Raw genomic sequence first — 14,415 nt, 5'->3', positions numbered from 1 at the left:
GCTAGCAGGCGGCGACCAACCGCACTTGAGAATCGGCGTCGGCGCCAAGCGGCTCGCCCACGGGCAGGGTCAGACGGTACTTGTCGGACACATGCTCGTAACCAGCCGATTGCGCCAGGTGCCGCATGGAATCGTTGTGCGTTTCCATATAGATGGTGTCGATGCCCAGCATAGGAGCCATGGACGTCCACGCCGACAGCATGCGGCGCATGAACCCCCTGCCGCGATGCTGCGGCGGCGTATAGCATGCAACCACGGTAGCGCTGCGCTGAGCGCCGCCGTGGGCGCTGATGGTGGGGATGCGGTCGGCGGCTTCCAGGCCGGACATCGACACCACCTCGCCGCCCTGCTCCACCAGCGCGAAGAACACGCTGGTGTTGAGCGTACGGCGCAGGAACGCCTCGGTCTCGGCATGGAACAGCCTGCACGCATCGCCCGACGGGGCGAGCCCCCAGTACTCGACCGACTGCGCGCAGCGGAAATCGCAGATGGTGGCTATATCTTCTTGGTGCGCGAGGCGAAACGTAGCCGCAGACCCAACGATCTCACCGTCTTCGTTCGCGGCGCGCAGGTCCGAATCGTCCTCGCCAAGCTGCAAGACCAGCCCGAACGCCATAGCCCGCATCTCCTCGGAAAAGCCGCCGGAGAAGACGCCTTCGGCAAACGGATCGATCACGTTCGCCGGAGCAACGGAGGACGCGCCCACCGCAACGCTCCTCCTCGAATCCGGGACGCTCGTCTTATTATACTCCCTCATGTATGCTGCCTCCTCGCCTACCGCCGCGCCGGGTGCCGTCGCGACCATCGCGCCGTTTGCCGCCGAACGAATCGAATCCTTCAAAATGAGCCAATGCCCCGAACGCCGCAAAGTGAGGAAGCCCCTCTTCCGCATCGAATCGGTCATCCTCGCCGAACAACCTTCGAAACGCCTCTTCACGCTGACGGCGAACCGCTTCCAAACCGCCTTCTTCGCATTCGTCTATCTCGTCTTCAAGCACAGTCACGACGCGATCGAGATACGAGCCGAACAGCTCTTTCTCGAACTCCTCGAGGCAGTCGAACATATCCGCAGGACCCTCTTTGGCGGAAGGCTGCTTGACGGCCCGGCCCTTGTCCGTGAGCTTGACCACCATCACGCGCCCGTCCTCTTCCGACTGCTCGCGGGAAACGTAGCCCTTGCCTTCGAGCTTTCCCAGAAGCTCGTTGAGCGACGAAGTCCTGATGTCAAGCACGTTGGACATGTCTTTGGTGCTCACACCGTCTTTCACCTTCAGGAGCGCCAAGATCCTGCCCTGCCCGCGCGTCGGATCGGCCAAAGGGCTTCCGCCTTCGACCGCAAACCGTCTTCGTATAAGCAGGTGTTGAAGCGCGACGAGCTTTTCGTAGATCAGCACGTTAACGTCGAGCGCAGGCTCGTCGACGATCCGATTCGCCGTCGTCTCGATGTCTTCGCTCCCGTGATTGGAGCACTTCGAATTCTCGTCCATATCGCGCTCCCCCAGAAGGTTTGACAGGTACCTTTCATAATGCAGGAGCATATAATAATCCGGTACCTGTCGGAAATCAAGAACTTTCTGACAGGTACCGGCTCTTTTTACGCAAGATTGACGGTCGCTTGCGGGCGCGTTCTCCTCGCTGCCCGTTTCCGCAACCGCTTGCGTACGCGCGCGTGCTAGTATTTCCTTTTACCAACGGTCGGATTCGAGCCGGGTCGCTCGCGCCGTACCGCACCAAGGATCGTCCGGCGCCGCGCCGCGCCCGCGAAAGGAGGCAGCCCATGCTGCTCTCGTCGGGAGAATTCTCTCGCATGTGCAACATCAGCAGGGAGCTGCTGATCCACTACGACCGCATCGACCTGCTAAAACCCAAGATCATAGCCGACAACGGCTATCGGTACTACTCGCTTGAGCAGCTGTACCTCTACGACGCCATCCGTTTCTTCATGGACGCCGGCATGTCGACGAAGGAGATCCGCGACTACCTGGACCATCGCACCACCGAGCTGTTCTTGGGAAGCATTCAAGAGCGCATCGACTGCCTGCAGCGCCAGCGCGACGTGCTGAACGCGCGCATCGGCATGATGGAGAAGATGCGCTACATCACCCAGCGCGCGCTTCGCTTCCCCAAAAGCAAGCCCTCGCTTGCCAACTGGGACGAGCTTTGCTTCATCACCACCGATATCGCGTGCTCGCACACGGAGCGCACGTACGCGCAAGCCATCAGCGAGCACGCGCGGTTCTGCAGAACCGCCGCGAGCGTTGCCACGTTTCCCCTGGGAAGGATCGTGGACGTCCCGGACGCCGAGCACGCTGAAGCGTTTCGCTACACCAAGCTGATCACCTGGATCGATCCGCCGAAGAACCCGGAGAATCTGGAAGGGCGCATCCTGCGCAAACCCAAGGGGACGTATGCGGTCATCCTGCATCAAGGAGGCCCGCATACGGTCGCGCAATCCTACGCCGACCTGCTGGCCTATATCGAAGAGGAAGGGTTCACCCAAGCGGGACCCATCTTCGAAATGGACGTGAACTCGTATTTGACCTCGGATTCCCCCGAAGACTACCTGCTGCACATATCCACGTTGATAGAAGAGTAGCGCCGTGCGCATGCGCGACATGCGAGCGAAACGAACGGCACCCTCCCGATCGGCGAGGATCCCGCCCGCAGGGCAGCTTCGAACCAAGGGGCGGCTCAAGATCTGGGCGCAAGGCCGCGCCGCAACCGGACGCAGCGCGCAAGAAGGGCCGCACCCTTCTCGATGCGGCCCTTCCTCCATTCCCTCAACCGGCTAGGCGCTCATGCGTCCGGTTTCCTTGATGAGCTGCGCCACCACGGACGGCTCGGAAAGCGTCGATATCTCGCCCAGGTTGTCCGTCTCCTTGGCGGCGATCTTGCGCAAGATGCGGCGCATGATCTTGCCGCTGCGGGTCTTGGGCAGCGCCTTCGCGAAATGGATCACATCGGGCGTGGCGATGGGTCCGATGACCTCGCGCACCTGATTGCGCAGTTCGTCGCGCAGATCGTCGTTGATGATCGATCCCTCCTTGAGCGTCACGTAAGCGTAGATGCCCTCGCCTTTGACCGGGTGGGGATAGCCGACCACCGCCGCCTCGGCAACCTGCAAGCATGACACCAGCGCGCTTTCGATCTCGGCCGAGCCGATGCGGTGGCCCGACACGTTGATGACGTCGTCGATACGGCCCGTGATCCAGAAGTACCCGTCCTCGTCGCGATACGCGCCGTCGCCGGTCAGATACGCGCCCGGCACCGGGAAGTACACGTTCTTGAACGTGTCGCGGTTTCCGTGCACGCCCAGCATCATGCCGGGCCACGGGCGCGAGATCATAAGGCTTCCCGATTCTCCCGCCGCGGTTTCCTCGCCGTCGGCGCCCACCACCTTCGGCACGATGCCGAAGAACGGCAGCGCGGCGGATCCGGGCTTCATGTCCACGGCGCCGGGCAGCGTGGTGATCATGACGCCGCCCGTCTCGGTCTGCCACCAGGTGTCGGCTATGGGGCATCGGCCCTGGCCGATGGCCGAGTAGTACCACAACCATGCCTTCGAGGTGATAGGCTCGCCCACGGACCCCAGCAAGCGCAGGCTGCTGATGTCGTGCTCGTTCACCCAACGCTCGCCGTCCTTCATCATGGAGCGAATAGCGGTCGGAGCCGTGTACAGGACGTTCACGCCGAACTTCTCGACCACTTCCCAGTACCGGTCGGGCTTGGGGTAGTTGGGCACGCCCTCGAACATGAGCGCCGTGGCGCCGTTGGCCAAAGGCCCGTACACCAGGTAGGAGTGGCCCGTGATCCAGCCCGCATCGGCGGTGCACCAGAAGATGTCGTTCTCCTTCAGATCGAACGAGTACTTCGTGGTGAGCGTCGCGTACAGAAGGTACCCGCCGCTGCCGTGGACGATGCCCTTGGGCTTCGCCGTGCTGCCGCTTGTGTACAAGATGAACAGCGGGTCGTTCGACTCCATGCGCTCGGGCTCGAACGACGGGGCCTCGCCGGCCATGATGTCATCCCACCATACGTCGCGGTCGGCCACCATCTCCGTGCGCTTCTCGATGCGGCGCACCACCACGCAGTGCTTGACCCGCGGGCACGCCTCCACAGCCTTGTCGCAGATGTCCTTGAGGTGCAGGATCTTGCCGGAACGGTACCCGTAGTTCGCAGTGACCACCACGGTGGCGCCCGAATCCTCGATGCGATCCTTGAGCGCCTCGGCGGAAAGCCCGCTGAACACCACGCAATGCACGGCGCCGATACGGGCGCACGCCAGCATGGAGATGACCAGCTGCGGCACCATGGGCAGGTACAGCACCACGCGGTCGCCGCGCTTCACGCCCAAGCTGGACAGCATGTTGGCCGCCTTGCAAACCTCGCGGTGGAGGCGCTGGTAGGTGTAGACGTCCACTTCCTCCGAAGGCTCGCCCTGCCAGATGAGCGCGGCCTTGTTGCGGCGCGGGCCCTCCAGATGGCGGTCCAGGCAGTTGTACGACACGTTGATCTGACCGCCGCGAAAGTAGCGGACGAAAGGCTCGTCTGCGTGAAAGTCGTACTCCTCCACCGCATCCCAGCCGCGGTACCAGTCAAGGTTCTCGGACGCCATCTGGCCCCAGAACGCCTCCGGCTCTTCAATGGAACGGCGATACATCTCGTCATAGTCCTGACGGCTCTTGACCAGGGCTTTGTAGCTGAATTCCGGAGACGCCTCGATAAGGCGCTCGTTCTCGAGCATCTGCCTGATAAATGCGTTGCGCGTGTTCGTCTTCCTCATAGCGGGCTCCTATCTTGTCTTTCGTCGATTACGCCACGTTGTCGACGAGCAGCGCGCCGCTCGCGATCATGGGGGTGTACACGGTACGGGGGATGAAGCTTTCCGGGGTGCACGCCTGCAGGTCGGCGCGCAAGTCGGGGCGACAATGCGCCAGCTGGGCGAACGCGTCCTCCAGCAGAACGGACTCGTTGATGGATCGACAGTCGCTCATGGCCGCGCACAGCACGTAGCCGATGCTGCGATCGCAACGGGCGCACCAGTCGAAGCCGCTCTCGTCCATGAGGGCCACGGCGAACGCGATCACGTCCCGGTCGGCGAGACACGGCAGCAGCCGCTCGATCTTCTCGGGCGCAACGGGACCGCCGTCGAGCACTTCCTCGATGCGCCGCAGCGCATCGCGCCGGACGAACGTCGCCACGTCAGCGCATGCAAGCGAGATCAAAAGGTCGACGTCGTCGAGCGCGGCCATGGCAGCAATGCGTACGGCACGACTGACCCGATCGGACGCCGCGAACGCCAGAAGCTCGGCTTCATCAAGCCCTCGCACGGCGCAGCGGAGCTCTTGCCCATGGAGCTGACCGATCCGAGCCACAAGCTCGTCTGCGCCAGGATACGATGCCGACGCCGCCGAGCGGACCGAAGCATTCTTCGCTGCTGTCTTCTTATTGGTTGCCTTCATGGTTCTGCCTCCTTCTTCTTCGCTGCTTTTGCCTGGACGGATTCATAACGGAAACGAAGCGGATGAAAACCGAAACGGGCATTCATCGCTTTCGGGCGTGGGTCCATCCTGGGGGTTGCAACAATTACAAGGTCAACCGGCATGCCCGATACCCGCCTGCGACCGGTTCCTTCCCTGCCGCGAGCGGACATGCGAAACGACGCTGGCGCCGAAAAATCCCTTTCGCACCGCGTCGCCGGCGCACGGCTCCTCCGCCGCAACGCAATCGAGTGCATCTTGCAGCTTTTTTCGCGCGCATCCCTTGACGCGTATCGCTTCGTTCGTTATAAGTTACCCTAACCTAACTTTCTCGAGCAGAACGGATACTATGGACGACATGCACTACCGGTTGGACTTCGAGCGAAAGCTCATCCACCATTGCACCCCCGCGCTGGCAGCGCTCAAGCCAGCTAACCTGTTCACCTGCCGCGACGAATCGGTGCCGGGAATTCGCGGGAACGGACCGAACCCGGTGGACCCGCACGAGTACCAGGACAGCTTCTCGAAGGCGCTTCGCACCGCGCGCGTCAAGTTGGCGCCGTGCGGCGTGCGCATCGAGGTGCTGGCGCGACGACCGGCCGGCCCCCTTGTGTACGTGTATCGACCCCATCTCCTCAAGCTGAGCATCCAGCAGGAGAACGTAGCGGCATACCTGCGCAAGGAAGGCTACGACCCTTCCTGCCTTTCCACATGCATAGAGCGCCTGCATCGCCGCATCTGCGGAACGGACCTGAATAGCCAGCTGACCGGCTGCTGCTCGTTCCCGCACGAGATCGGGTTCTTTTTAGGCTACCCCTACGAAGACGTGGTGGGGTTCATCGAGAACCACGGCGAGAATTTCCTGTGCAGCGGCTGCTGGAAGGTGTACGCGCAGGAACGCGACGCCCAAGCATGTTTCTGCTGCTACAAAAATTGCACCACCGTGTACGAGTGCTTGTTCGACGAGGGGGTTCCCCTGGAATGCCTCGCTTCGCTTGACGAGGACTTCCCCGCCGCAGAGGCGTTTCGCGCCGCCGGCTAGAACCACGTGCCGAACCCTGACGCAGACGTCGGGCGACGCGGGCGCGCAGCTTGCTTCGGCAGCGCACCCGCGTCGCTCGACCAGCGAAGGAACACCAACCCGATAGGAGCATGACATGAGCAAGATCGCAATCGTTTTCTGGAGCGGAACGGGAAACACCGAGGCCATGGCCGACCTTATAGCGCAGGGCGTACGCGCGAAGGGAAGCACGGCGGACATCTTCCAAGCGTCCGACTTCCACGCATCTCACGTGGCCGATTACGACGCCTTCGCCCTGGGATGCCCCGCCATGGGCGACGAGGAGCTGGAGGACGGCGAGTTTCTTCCCATGTACGAGGAAGTGGAGCCTAAGCTGGCCGGCCGCACGGTGGTGCTGTTCGGCTCGTACGATTGGAACGACGGCGAATGGATGGAGCTTTGGGAGCATCGCGCCGAGGAAGCCGGTCTGATCGTGGCAGATTCCGTCATCGCCAAGGACTACCCCGACGACGAAGCCAGCGCCGAATGCGTGCGCGTGGGCAACGTGCTGGGCGAATAGGGATTCGAATCGTCGGGCGGACGGCTGCGGCGGTCGCAGCCCTAGCCCTCGTGCGCGGCCGAAGCTGCTGCAACCGCACAGGCTGCAACCGCCCGCCCGACGTCCGCGCATTTTGTGAACCCGCGTTCAATCCTGGTAAAATCGCCGCGCTGCCCGCAGCAGCGGTGGCATACTGGGTCGGCTCGATCTCGAAAGGACCGCACCGACCTATGAAACGAAGCCTCATAGCTCTTGCCACCGGATCGTTCGCCTTGGGATTCTCCGAGTTCGTCATGATGGGCATCCTCCCCATCGCTGCGGTCGGCCTGGGCGTCAGCGTTCCGGACGCCGGAAGCTTCATATCCTCGTACGCCTTGGGCGTATGCGCAGGGACGCTGTTTCTGGTGTTCGGGAGGCGCGTGCCCCCGAAAAGGCTTTTGCTCCTGTTCGTGGCGCTGATGGTAGTCGGCAACGCTGCGGCGGCGGCAGCTCCCAGTGCAGAAGCGCTCACAGCGGCCCGTTTCGTTTCGGGACTTCCCCACGGCGCGTTCTTCGGCACCGCCACCATCGCGGCCAAAAAGCTGGCCGACCCGGGGCGCGAGGGCCAGGCCGTCTCCATCATGGTGCTCGGTCAGACGATGGCGAACATGCTCGGCGTGCCCGGCGGCACGCTTTTGGCGGGCATGCTGTCATGGCGCGCGGCGTTTCTTTTCGTCGCGGTTTGGGCCGTCGGGTCGCTGCTGCTCGTGCTGCGCTTCGTCCCGCGCATGGATCCCATTCCCGACGCGGGCCTTGCCGGCCAGTTCCGCTTCCTGAAAAAACCCGGCCCCTGGCTGGTCATCGGCGCGGTGCTGCTGGGAAACACGGGCGTGTTCTGCTGGTGGAGCTACGTCTCGCCCTGGCTGACCGACGTAGGAGGGTTTCCCGCATTCCAGGTTCCCGCGCTTTTGGTGCTGGCGGGCCTGGGCATGGTGATCGGGTCGCTGGCGGGCGGGCGCGTATCGGATCGAACCACGCCGGGAAAGACGTCGGCAATCGGGCAGACCGTGGGCTGCGCGACGCTCGCGCTTATCTTCCTGTTCTCGGGAACGCAGCCGTCGTCCGCCGCGCTCATGTTCGCGTGCGCGTTCGGCATGTTCTTCGTATCCAGCCCCCAACAGCTGCTCATGGTGAACGTCGGGCGCGGCGGCGGCGAGATGATCGGGTCGGCGTGCGTGCAGGTGGCGTACAACCTGGGCAACGCGTTCGGGGCGATGATCGGGCAGGCCGTGCTCAACGCAGGAGCCGGATACGCGTGGCCGAGCCTTGCAGGAGTGCCGTTCTCGCTTATGGCGGCCGGTTTGCTGGTAGCGTTCTTCCTGCGGTTCGAGAAGAGCTACCGCGTCGCGCCCGAACGCGCAGCCTGCGCTTTTCCAGTACAATACGAGCATGCGCCGCAAACCACGGGGTATGCGGCACCATCGAAAGGAACGTCATGAAGCAGTGCATGGACGCCGACAACCTGCATCGCAGGCTGAAGAAAATTATCGGGCAGGTGCAGGCCATCGACCGCATGGTGGACCAAGACGTGCCTTGCGAAGACGTGCTTTCGCAGATCAACGCCGCAAAATCGGCACTTCACAAGTGTGGGCAGGTGGTTCTTGAGGGGCACATCCAGCATTGCGTACGCGACGGCATCGAGCACGGCGACGCCGACAAGACCATAGAAAGCTTCACGAAAGCGGTGGAACGCTTTTCGAACATGAAGTGACGGCGCACAAGAACCGCCGAGCCTCAACGCCGAACGTTGCGAACACGACCTGCTCGCAACGTTCGGCGTTTTATGCGCGTGAAAAACCGCGCGAGTCGCTTCAACGCACTCCCGTTGCCTCCGTCCGCCGCGTTTCGCCTTACCGTGCAGCTGAAACCGGGGTTCGGCCGTAGGGCGGAACTTACCAGCCCGAAAGCGGCCGCCGCACGCCCCGCAAGGTCCCTGCCGCTTCTCATACGACAGCGAAACATACTCCATGCTATAAAAGTTTTCCTTGGATAATTTTTATCGACGCGCTATTATACTTATACCCCTATAGGTATAAAGGTATAAGGAGATGGTCGCGGTGCGCATACCGGCATTGGAGAGAATCGAAGAGATAATGGACGCCGGCGGCGTCCGCAAAGACGTCGTCCTGCTAGCGGTCTCGGCCCTGGCCCTTGCCGTCAGCTTCTTCGCCCCCGACCTGCTCCCCTTCGATCCGGCGTGGATCGCCATCGTGCTATGCGGCGCACCCATCGTGATCGGCGCGCTCATAGGGCTGGTCACCGAATTCGACGTCAAAGCGGACGTCCTCGTTTCCATGGCTCTCATCGCCGCGGTGGCCATCGGCGAGAACTTCGCCGCAGGGGAAGTCGCCCTCATCATGCAGCTTGGCGCGCTTTTGGAAGAGCTGACGGTAGCGAAAGCACGGGCCGGCATCGAGGGCCTGGTCGAACTATCCCCACGAACGGCGCACATCGTGCACGGAGAGGACGTGCGCACCGTCCCCGCCCAAGACGTGCAGGCTGGAGACGTCGTGCGCGTGCTTCCAGGAGAAACGGTAGCAGTCGACGGCACCGTGATCAACGGCTGCACCTCCATCGACGAATCGGTGATGACCGGCGAGCCGCTTCCTGTGGACAAAGCACCGGGCGACCAGGTGAAAAGCGGTACGGTGAACCAGTTCGGGGCGTTCGAGATGCGCGCCGAACGCGTTGGCGAGAACAGCTCGCTCGCCCGCATGATCAGCCTGGTGGAATCCGCCGACGCGGGCAAAGCGAAGATCGTTCGGCTGGCCGACCGCTGGGCTACGTGGATCGTCGTCGTGGCGTTGGTGGCCGCGGGCGGCACCTGGATGGCCACCGGCGAAATCATCCGAGCGGTCACTATTCTAGTCGTATTCTGCCCTTGCGCTCTGGTTCTGGCTACGCCGACCGCCATCATGGCGGCCATCGGCAACGTGACCAAGCACGGGATCCTCGTGCGCGAAGGCGATGCGCTCGAACGCCTGGCAACGGTGCGCAAAGTGGCATTCGACAAAACGGGAACGCTCACTCACGGAAGTCCTCGGGTAACCGCCGTAAGCGGGGGCGATCGCTTGTACTCCTTGGTTGCTTCAGCGGAAAGCATGAGCGAGCATCCCCTGGGCAAGGCGGTGGTACGCGGGTGGCGCGAGCGCGCGACAGCCAAAGAGAACGCAGCCGACCCCGTGTCGCCCGCAACCTTCGAGATGATTCCCGGGCGCGGCGTTCGAGCCTTCGTTCAAGAAAACGATGTGCTTGCCGGCAACCGGAGGCTTTTGCTGGAACAGGGAGTTCTTGACATCGAAGAAATCGAGGCGTCCTCCCTACCGCACGCCGACCAAGGATGCACCTTGGTGCTCGCCGCCGTGAACGGGCGCGCAGCGGGATTCGTCGCCCTGTCCGACACCGTACGGGACACGGCGCGCAAAACCATCGAGGGCATCAAGACGCTCGGCATCGAGCCCATCCTTCTGACGGGAGACCACGACCGAGCGGCGAGGCGCATAGCAGCGCAGGTCGGCATCGAAAACGTGAGCGCCAACTGCCTGCCCGAAAGCAAAACCGCCGCTATCGAGCGCCTTGAAGCAGCGGGCGATGCCGTGTGCATGGTGGGCGACGGCATCAACGACGCGCCCGCGCTCAAACGCGCAACCGTGGGCATTGCCATGGGAGGAACGGGCAGCGACATCGCTGTAGACGCTGCCGACATAGCGCTTGTGCACGACGACATCGCAGCCCTTCCCCACTTGCTTGCGATCTCTCGCCGCATGATGACCACCATCAAGCTGAACATGACCTTCTCGATGGCCCTCAACTTCATCGCTATCGCCCTGGCCATGACGGGCGTGCTCGATCCCGTCGTAGGCGCGCTCGTGCACAACGCAGGCTCGATCATGGTCATTGCGAACTCGGCCACGCTGCTCTCATGGAAAGCGGGCCGCGCATCGAAAGCGACGCACGGCCCGCTCGAAGATCGCGACGCTAGCCCAACGCTTCCTTGATAGCCGCCAGCAGGTCGTCGTATTCGTCGAAGGCCGGCAGCTCAGGGTTGTCGGCCTTGATGGAGTCGGGGCTCTTGAACAGGAATCCCGCCTTGCCGGCCTTGATCATGCCCAGATCGTTGAAGCTGTCGCCTGCTGCGATAGTATCGAACCCGCACGATTGAAGCGCCCGCACCGTGGTCAGCTTCGACTGCTCGCAACGCATGCGGAAACCGGTGATCTCGCCGCTTTCGGCAACCTCGAGCTCGTTGCAGAACAACGTAGGCCAGCCCAGCTTCGCCATGAGGGGCATCGCGAACTGCGTGAACGTGTCGCTGATGATGATAGCCTGCGTCGTGGCGCGCAGCTCGTCCAGGAATTCTTTGGCGCCCGGGAGCGGATCTATGCGCGCGATGGTTTCCTGTATTTCCTTGAGGCCCAAGCCGTGCTCGCGCAGGATATCCAGACGGTACGCCATGAGCTTGTCGTAATCGGGCTCGTCGCGCGTGGTGCGCTCGAGCTCCGGAATGCCGGTCTCCCTTGCGAACGCGATCCAGATTTCCGGGACCAGCACGCCTTCCAAATCCAAGCAAACCAGGTTCATAAGGACCTTCCTCCTGATAGAGCGACGGATGCCGTCGGCAGTCGGGTTTCTCAACAAGCCCATAATAGCGGCTTCGACGCGCATTTCGCACATGAAGCGCGCTCGCGGGCCGGTTTTCAGGGCGCGACCGGGACGCGCGACGCCGCGCGAAGCGAAAACCCCTAGGCGGGCGCGAAGCGGCGCGCAGCCAAGCGCCCGGCTCGATGCCGGAGACCCGGTCCTCGTTCGCCCGACATCCATAACGCATCGTGATGGATGGATAAGAAACGGCGCAGGACCATCGAAAAGACGTACGCCTACAATGAATGCAACGTCACGTGAAGGAGGTTTCACCATGAACGATTACGACGTTCTCATCATAGGGGCAGGACCGGCGGGCGCGAGCGCCGGCATCTACGCGGTCAGCCGCGGTCTCAAGACGCTCGTGCTGGAGCAAGGTCCCGTGGGCGGCATCATCGGCACCGTGTCCACGGTCACTCACTATGCCGGGGTTTCCGAAGACGAGACAGGGGCGTCGTTCGCCCGCCGGCTCGAGGACCAAGCGCGCGCGGCAGGAATCGAGATCGTCCACGAGCAAGTGCTTCGCACGTCGCTCGCCGAAGACGTCAAAGAAGCGGCAACCGATAGAGCCGTTTATCGGGCGCCGCGCATCATTTTGGCAAACGGGGGCACGCCCCGCGCCCTCGGCGTGCCCGGCGAGGCGGAATTGACAGGCAAGGGATACGGACTCAACGTTGCGCGCGACGGCGCCGAATACCGAGGGAGGAGCACCTACGTCATCGGGGGCGCGGACGGCGCAGTGAAAGAGGCGCTGTTCCTGGCGCGCTTCGCGCAACGAGTGCGCATCATATGCGTCGAAAGCCGATTGGCGTGCATAGACGAGTTCCAGCGCAAGGTCGCCGCAACGCCGAACATCGAAGTGCTCCCCGCCTCGGCGGTGACCGCGCTACATGGCAACGGCCGCGTGGAGGCGCTCGACGTCCTCTCCCTCGCGGACGGAAGCGTGCGCACGCTCGAAGATCCGGGGTGCGGCGTGTTCGTGTACGCCGGCTGCACGCCCAACAGCCAGCTGTACGCAGGGGAGCTTGCCCTGCAAGACGGATACATCCCCACGAACGAGCGCATGGAAACGGCTTTGCCCGGCGTGTACGCCGCCGGCGACATCCGAGCAAAGCAAGTGCGTCAGGTAGCCACCGCGGTTTCCGACGGCGCCATCGCCGCAGTGAACGCGTCCTTGCGGTAAGCCGGCACCCCAAGGACGCGTCCGCGCATCCTAGGCTCTCGCAGGCTCTTCCCGCTCGACCGGCGCACCGCAAGCTTCAGCCGAACGCGCGGCGTCAGCTCGCCCTCCCATACGGCGCAGCACTGCAACCATGGTGATTGCGGCCGCTACGGTCAATACGACGTCGGTGAGCGCACAGGCAAGCCAGACGCCGTGGACCCCTAGGCCGAACAAACGCGGAACGATCAGCACAAGGGGCACGAACAAGAGAACGGGGCGCGCCAAAGCCAGAATAGCCGCCTTTCCCCCCTGCCCGACGGCCTGGAACAGCGTGATGCCCATGACCATGACCCCCATGACCACGTACGTGCTAAAGTACACGCGAAAGTCCGCCGCGCCCGCAGCCACGATGGCGGGATCGGTTATGAACAGGGAAAGAGCCGCATCGGGAGCCAGCATAACGGGCACGTAGAACACCAGGGCCAGCACCGTCGCGCCCAGGCAGAACGCAGCAGTCGCCTTGCGCACGCGATCGTATCGCTCCGCACCGAAATTCGTGCCGGCAACCGGCTGGAATCCGTTGCTCATGCCCCACAACGGAATGAACGCGAACGCCTGGACGCGCATCGCGGCCCCGAAGAGAACGAGCCATTCCGACCCTCCCCACTCGGCGGCCGATCGATACACGATGGCCGACTGCACCAACGTGAGCACCTGCATGAGCATACCCGAAACGCCTACCTTCAAAACCTCCGACATGATTTCAGGGACGATGGCCAACTTCGTCATGCGCGCCGTTTTCTCACGCTTGAGAAACCACCACAGCATGACGCCCGCCAGAACGAACTGGGACAAAACGGTGGCGATGCCCGCGCCTTCGATTCCAAGGCCTTGATCGCGCAGAGCAAGGATGAACAGGGGAGCCAAGATCATGTTGAGCACGGCGCCGCCGCCCATGATGCCCATGGCCCGAACAAGCTCGCCTTCCCCACGCATGATCATGTTCGAGCTTTGCGCGAAGTTCACGAACAGGCTGCCCGCAAACAAGATTCGCAGATAAACCACCGCCATGTCGAGCATCTGCCCTTCGGCTCCCGTCAGCATCAAGAGAGGACGGGCGAAGGCGATGCCGAGCACCGCGACAACGAGCGACGCGACTACGACGGCGACCGTCAGGTTCCCCATCACTTGATCGATGACGCGCTGGTTGCGCGCGCCGATAGCTCGCGAAAGCACCGACGCCGACCCCATCCCGAGCATCGTGGCCAACCCCGAGTTGATGAAGGTGAAGGGATAGGCCACCGAAACGGCGCCCATGGCATCCACTCCTATGAGCTGACCCGCGTACACGGCGTCGACGAACGTGTACAAGCCTATGACCACCATGCCGACGATGCCCGGAAGGCTCATCGACACCATGAGCCTTCCGGGCGATTCCGTGAGCATAACGGTGCGCTTCTCCTCTTGAACAGCCATGGCATTCTCCTAAACATGTGATGATTCGGGGCTCCGACGAACGTCAGAGCCCCTTAAA

At 62.9% G+C, this 14,415-nt stretch carries 13 protein-coding genes; 7 read left to right on the top strand and 6 right to left on the bottom strand.

Features of this window, described 5'->3' with window-relative positions; all coding sequences use genetic code 11:
• Position 1: 1 nt before the first annotated feature.
• Both DMP08_RS04105 and DMP08_RS04100 read right to left on the bottom strand, forming a co-directional pair.
• On the bottom strand, positions 2 to 757 hold the full coding sequence (locus tag DMP08_RS04105) for a GNAT family N-acetyltransferase (RefSeq protein ID WP_148042323.1): 756 nt from the start codon (positions 755 to 757) through the stop codon (positions 2 to 4).
• Positions 744 to 1,487, bottom strand: a complete 744-nt coding sequence (locus DMP08_RS04100) for a MarR family transcriptional regulator (protein WP_161555411.1) — start codon at positions 1,485 to 1,487, stop codon at positions 744 to 746. Before DMP08_RS04100 ends, DMP08_RS04105 begins: the two co-directional genes overlap by 14 nt.
• A gap of 290 nt (positions 1,488 to 1,777) precedes the next feature.
• Between DMP08_RS04100 and DMP08_RS04095 the strand changes: the two genes are divergently transcribed.
• Positions 1,778 to 2,596 carry a MerR family transcriptional regulator gene (locus DMP08_RS04095; protein WP_123191704.1) on the top strand — a complete coding sequence of 273 codons (819 nt, stop codon included), beginning with the start codon at positions 1,778 to 1,780 and terminating at the stop codon, positions 2,594 to 2,596.
• Positions 2,597 to 2,788: 192 nt separating this feature from the next.
• On the opposite strand, the gene acs is transcribed toward DMP08_RS04095, so the two are convergent.
• Together acs and DMP08_RS04085 are read right to left on the bottom strand one after the other, a co-directional pair.
• Positions 2,789 to 4,783, bottom strand: coding sequence for an acetate--CoA ligase (gene acs, locus DMP08_RS04090; protein WP_123191703.1), 1,995 nt, complete (start codon positions 4,781 to 4,783; stop codon positions 2,789 to 2,791).
• A gap of 28 nt (positions 4,784 to 4,811) precedes the next feature.
• Entirely contained in the window at positions 4,812 to 5,462 is a 651-nt protein-coding gene (locus DMP08_RS04085; RefSeq protein WP_123191702.1) for a hypothetical protein, read from the bottom strand.
• 367 nt (positions 5,463 to 5,829) lie between these two features.
• Here DMP08_RS04085 and DMP08_RS04080 point away from each other — a divergent pair, with 367 nt between their 5' ends.
• The 5 genes from DMP08_RS04080 to DMP08_RS04060 all read left to right on the top strand — a co-directional run bounded on the left by DMP08_RS04080 (position 5,830) and on the right by DMP08_RS04060 (position 11,076).
• Positions 5,830 to 6,522 carry a DUF3793 family protein gene (locus tag DMP08_RS04080; RefSeq protein ID WP_123191701.1) on the top strand — a complete coding sequence of 231 codons (693 nt, stop codon included), beginning with the start codon at positions 5,830 to 5,832 and terminating at the stop codon, positions 6,520 to 6,522.
• Positions 6,523 to 6,637: 115 nt separating this feature from the next.
• Positions 6,638 to 7,060 carry a flavodoxin gene (locus tag DMP08_RS04075; protein WP_114566840.1) on the top strand — a complete coding sequence of 141 codons (423 nt, stop codon included), beginning with the start codon at positions 6,638 to 6,640 and terminating at the stop codon, positions 7,058 to 7,060.
• 209 nt (positions 7,061 to 7,269) lie between these two features.
• Complete coding sequence (locus DMP08_RS04070) at positions 7,270 to 8,517, top strand: MFS transporter (RefSeq protein WP_123191700.1); 1,248 nt, start codon at positions 7,270 to 7,272, stop codon at positions 8,515 to 8,517.
• On the top strand, positions 8,514 to 8,789 hold the full coding sequence (locus DMP08_RS04065; protein WP_114566838.1) for a metal-sensing transcriptional repressor: 276 nt from the start codon (positions 8,514 to 8,516) through the stop codon (positions 8,787 to 8,789). The genes DMP08_RS04070 and DMP08_RS04065 overlap by 4 nt, the downstream gene beginning before the upstream one ends.
• A 337-nt stretch (positions 8,790 to 9,126) precedes the next feature.
• Positions 9,127 to 11,076 (top strand): heavy metal translocating P-type ATPase, encoded by a 1,950-nt coding sequence (locus DMP08_RS04060; protein WP_123191699.1) that lies wholly within the window; start codon positions 9,127 to 9,129, stop codon positions 11,074 to 11,076.
• Here DMP08_RS04060 and thrH read toward each other — a convergent pair.
• Positions 11,057 to 11,752: a bifunctional phosphoserine phosphatase/homoserine phosphotransferase ThrH gene (gene thrH, locus DMP08_RS04055; protein ID WP_244596791.1), complete on the bottom strand. Its 696-nt coding sequence runs from the start codon at positions 11,750 to 11,752 to the stop codon at positions 11,057 to 11,059. The genes DMP08_RS04060 and thrH overlap by 20 nt on opposite strands.
• Positions 11,753 to 11,993: 241 nt before the next feature.
• Between thrH and DMP08_RS04050 the strand changes: the two genes are divergently transcribed.
• Positions 11,994 to 12,902, top strand: a complete 909-nt coding sequence (locus tag DMP08_RS04050; RefSeq protein WP_123191697.1) for an NAD(P)/FAD-dependent oxidoreductase — start codon at positions 11,994 to 11,996, stop codon at positions 12,900 to 12,902.
• 30 nt (positions 12,903 to 12,932) lie between these two features.
• On the opposite strand, the gene DMP08_RS04045 is transcribed toward DMP08_RS04050, so the two are convergent.
• Entirely contained in the window at positions 12,933 to 14,357 is a 1,425-nt protein-coding gene (locus DMP08_RS04045) for an MATE family efflux transporter (RefSeq protein ID WP_123191696.1), read from the bottom strand.
• Between the last annotated feature and the right edge of the window lie 58 nt (positions 14,358 to 14,415).

This window comes from Paraeggerthella hongkongensis (assembly GCF_003726035.1).
Classification (GTDB): Bacteria; Actinomycetota; Coriobacteriia; order Coriobacteriales; family Eggerthellaceae; genus Paraeggerthella; species Paraeggerthella hongkongensis.
The sequence above is the reverse complement of the archived record's forward strand: the minus strand, read 5'-3'. Positions and strand labels throughout refer to the sequence as shown.

Coding starts and splice junctions, on each gene's coding strand:
- DMP08_RS04085 (WP_123191702.1), bottom strand. CDS start 5,462: ATGAAGGCAACCAATAAGAAGACAGCAGCGAAGAATGCTTCGGTCCGC.
- thrH (WP_244596791.1), bottom strand. CDS start 11,752: ATGTGCGAAATGCGCGTCGAAGCCGCTATTATGGGCTTGTTGAGAAAC.
- DMP08_RS04045 (WP_123191696.1), bottom strand. CDS start 14,357: ATGGCTGTTCAAGAGGAGAAGCGCACCGTTATGCTCACGGAATCGCCC.
- DMP08_RS04065 (WP_114566838.1), top strand. CDS start 8,514: ATGAAGCAGTGCATGGACGCCGACAACCTGCATCGCAGGCTGAAGAAA.
- DMP08_RS04100 (WP_161555411.1), bottom strand. CDS start 1,487: ATGGACGAGAATTCGAAGTGCTCCAATCACGGGAGCGAAGACATCGAG.
- DMP08_RS04080 (WP_123191701.1), top strand. CDS start 5,830: ATGGACGACATGCACTACCGGTTGGACTTCGAGCGAAAGCTCATCCAC.
- DMP08_RS04075 (WP_114566840.1), top strand. CDS start 6,638: ATGAGCAAGATCGCAATCGTTTTCTGGAGCGGAACGGGAAACACCGAG.
- DMP08_RS04060 (WP_123191699.1), top strand. CDS start 9,127: ATGGTCGCGGTGCGCATACCGGCATTGGAGAGAATCGAAGAGATAATG.
- DMP08_RS04050 (WP_123191697.1), top strand. CDS start 11,994: ATGAACGATTACGACGTTCTCATCATAGGGGCAGGACCGGCGGGCGCG.
- acs (WP_123191703.1), bottom strand. CDS start 4,783: ATGAGGAAGACGAACACGCGCAACGCATTTATCAGGCAGATGCTCGAG.
- DMP08_RS04070 (WP_123191700.1), top strand. CDS start 7,270: ATGAAACGAAGCCTCATAGCTCTTGCCACCGGATCGTTCGCCTTGGGA.
- DMP08_RS04095 (WP_123191704.1), top strand. CDS start 1,778: ATGCTGCTCTCGTCGGGAGAATTCTCTCGCATGTGCAACATCAGCAGG.
- DMP08_RS04105 (WP_148042323.1), bottom strand. CDS start 757: ATGAGGGAGTATAATAAGACGAGCGTCCCGGATTCGAGGAGGAGCGTT.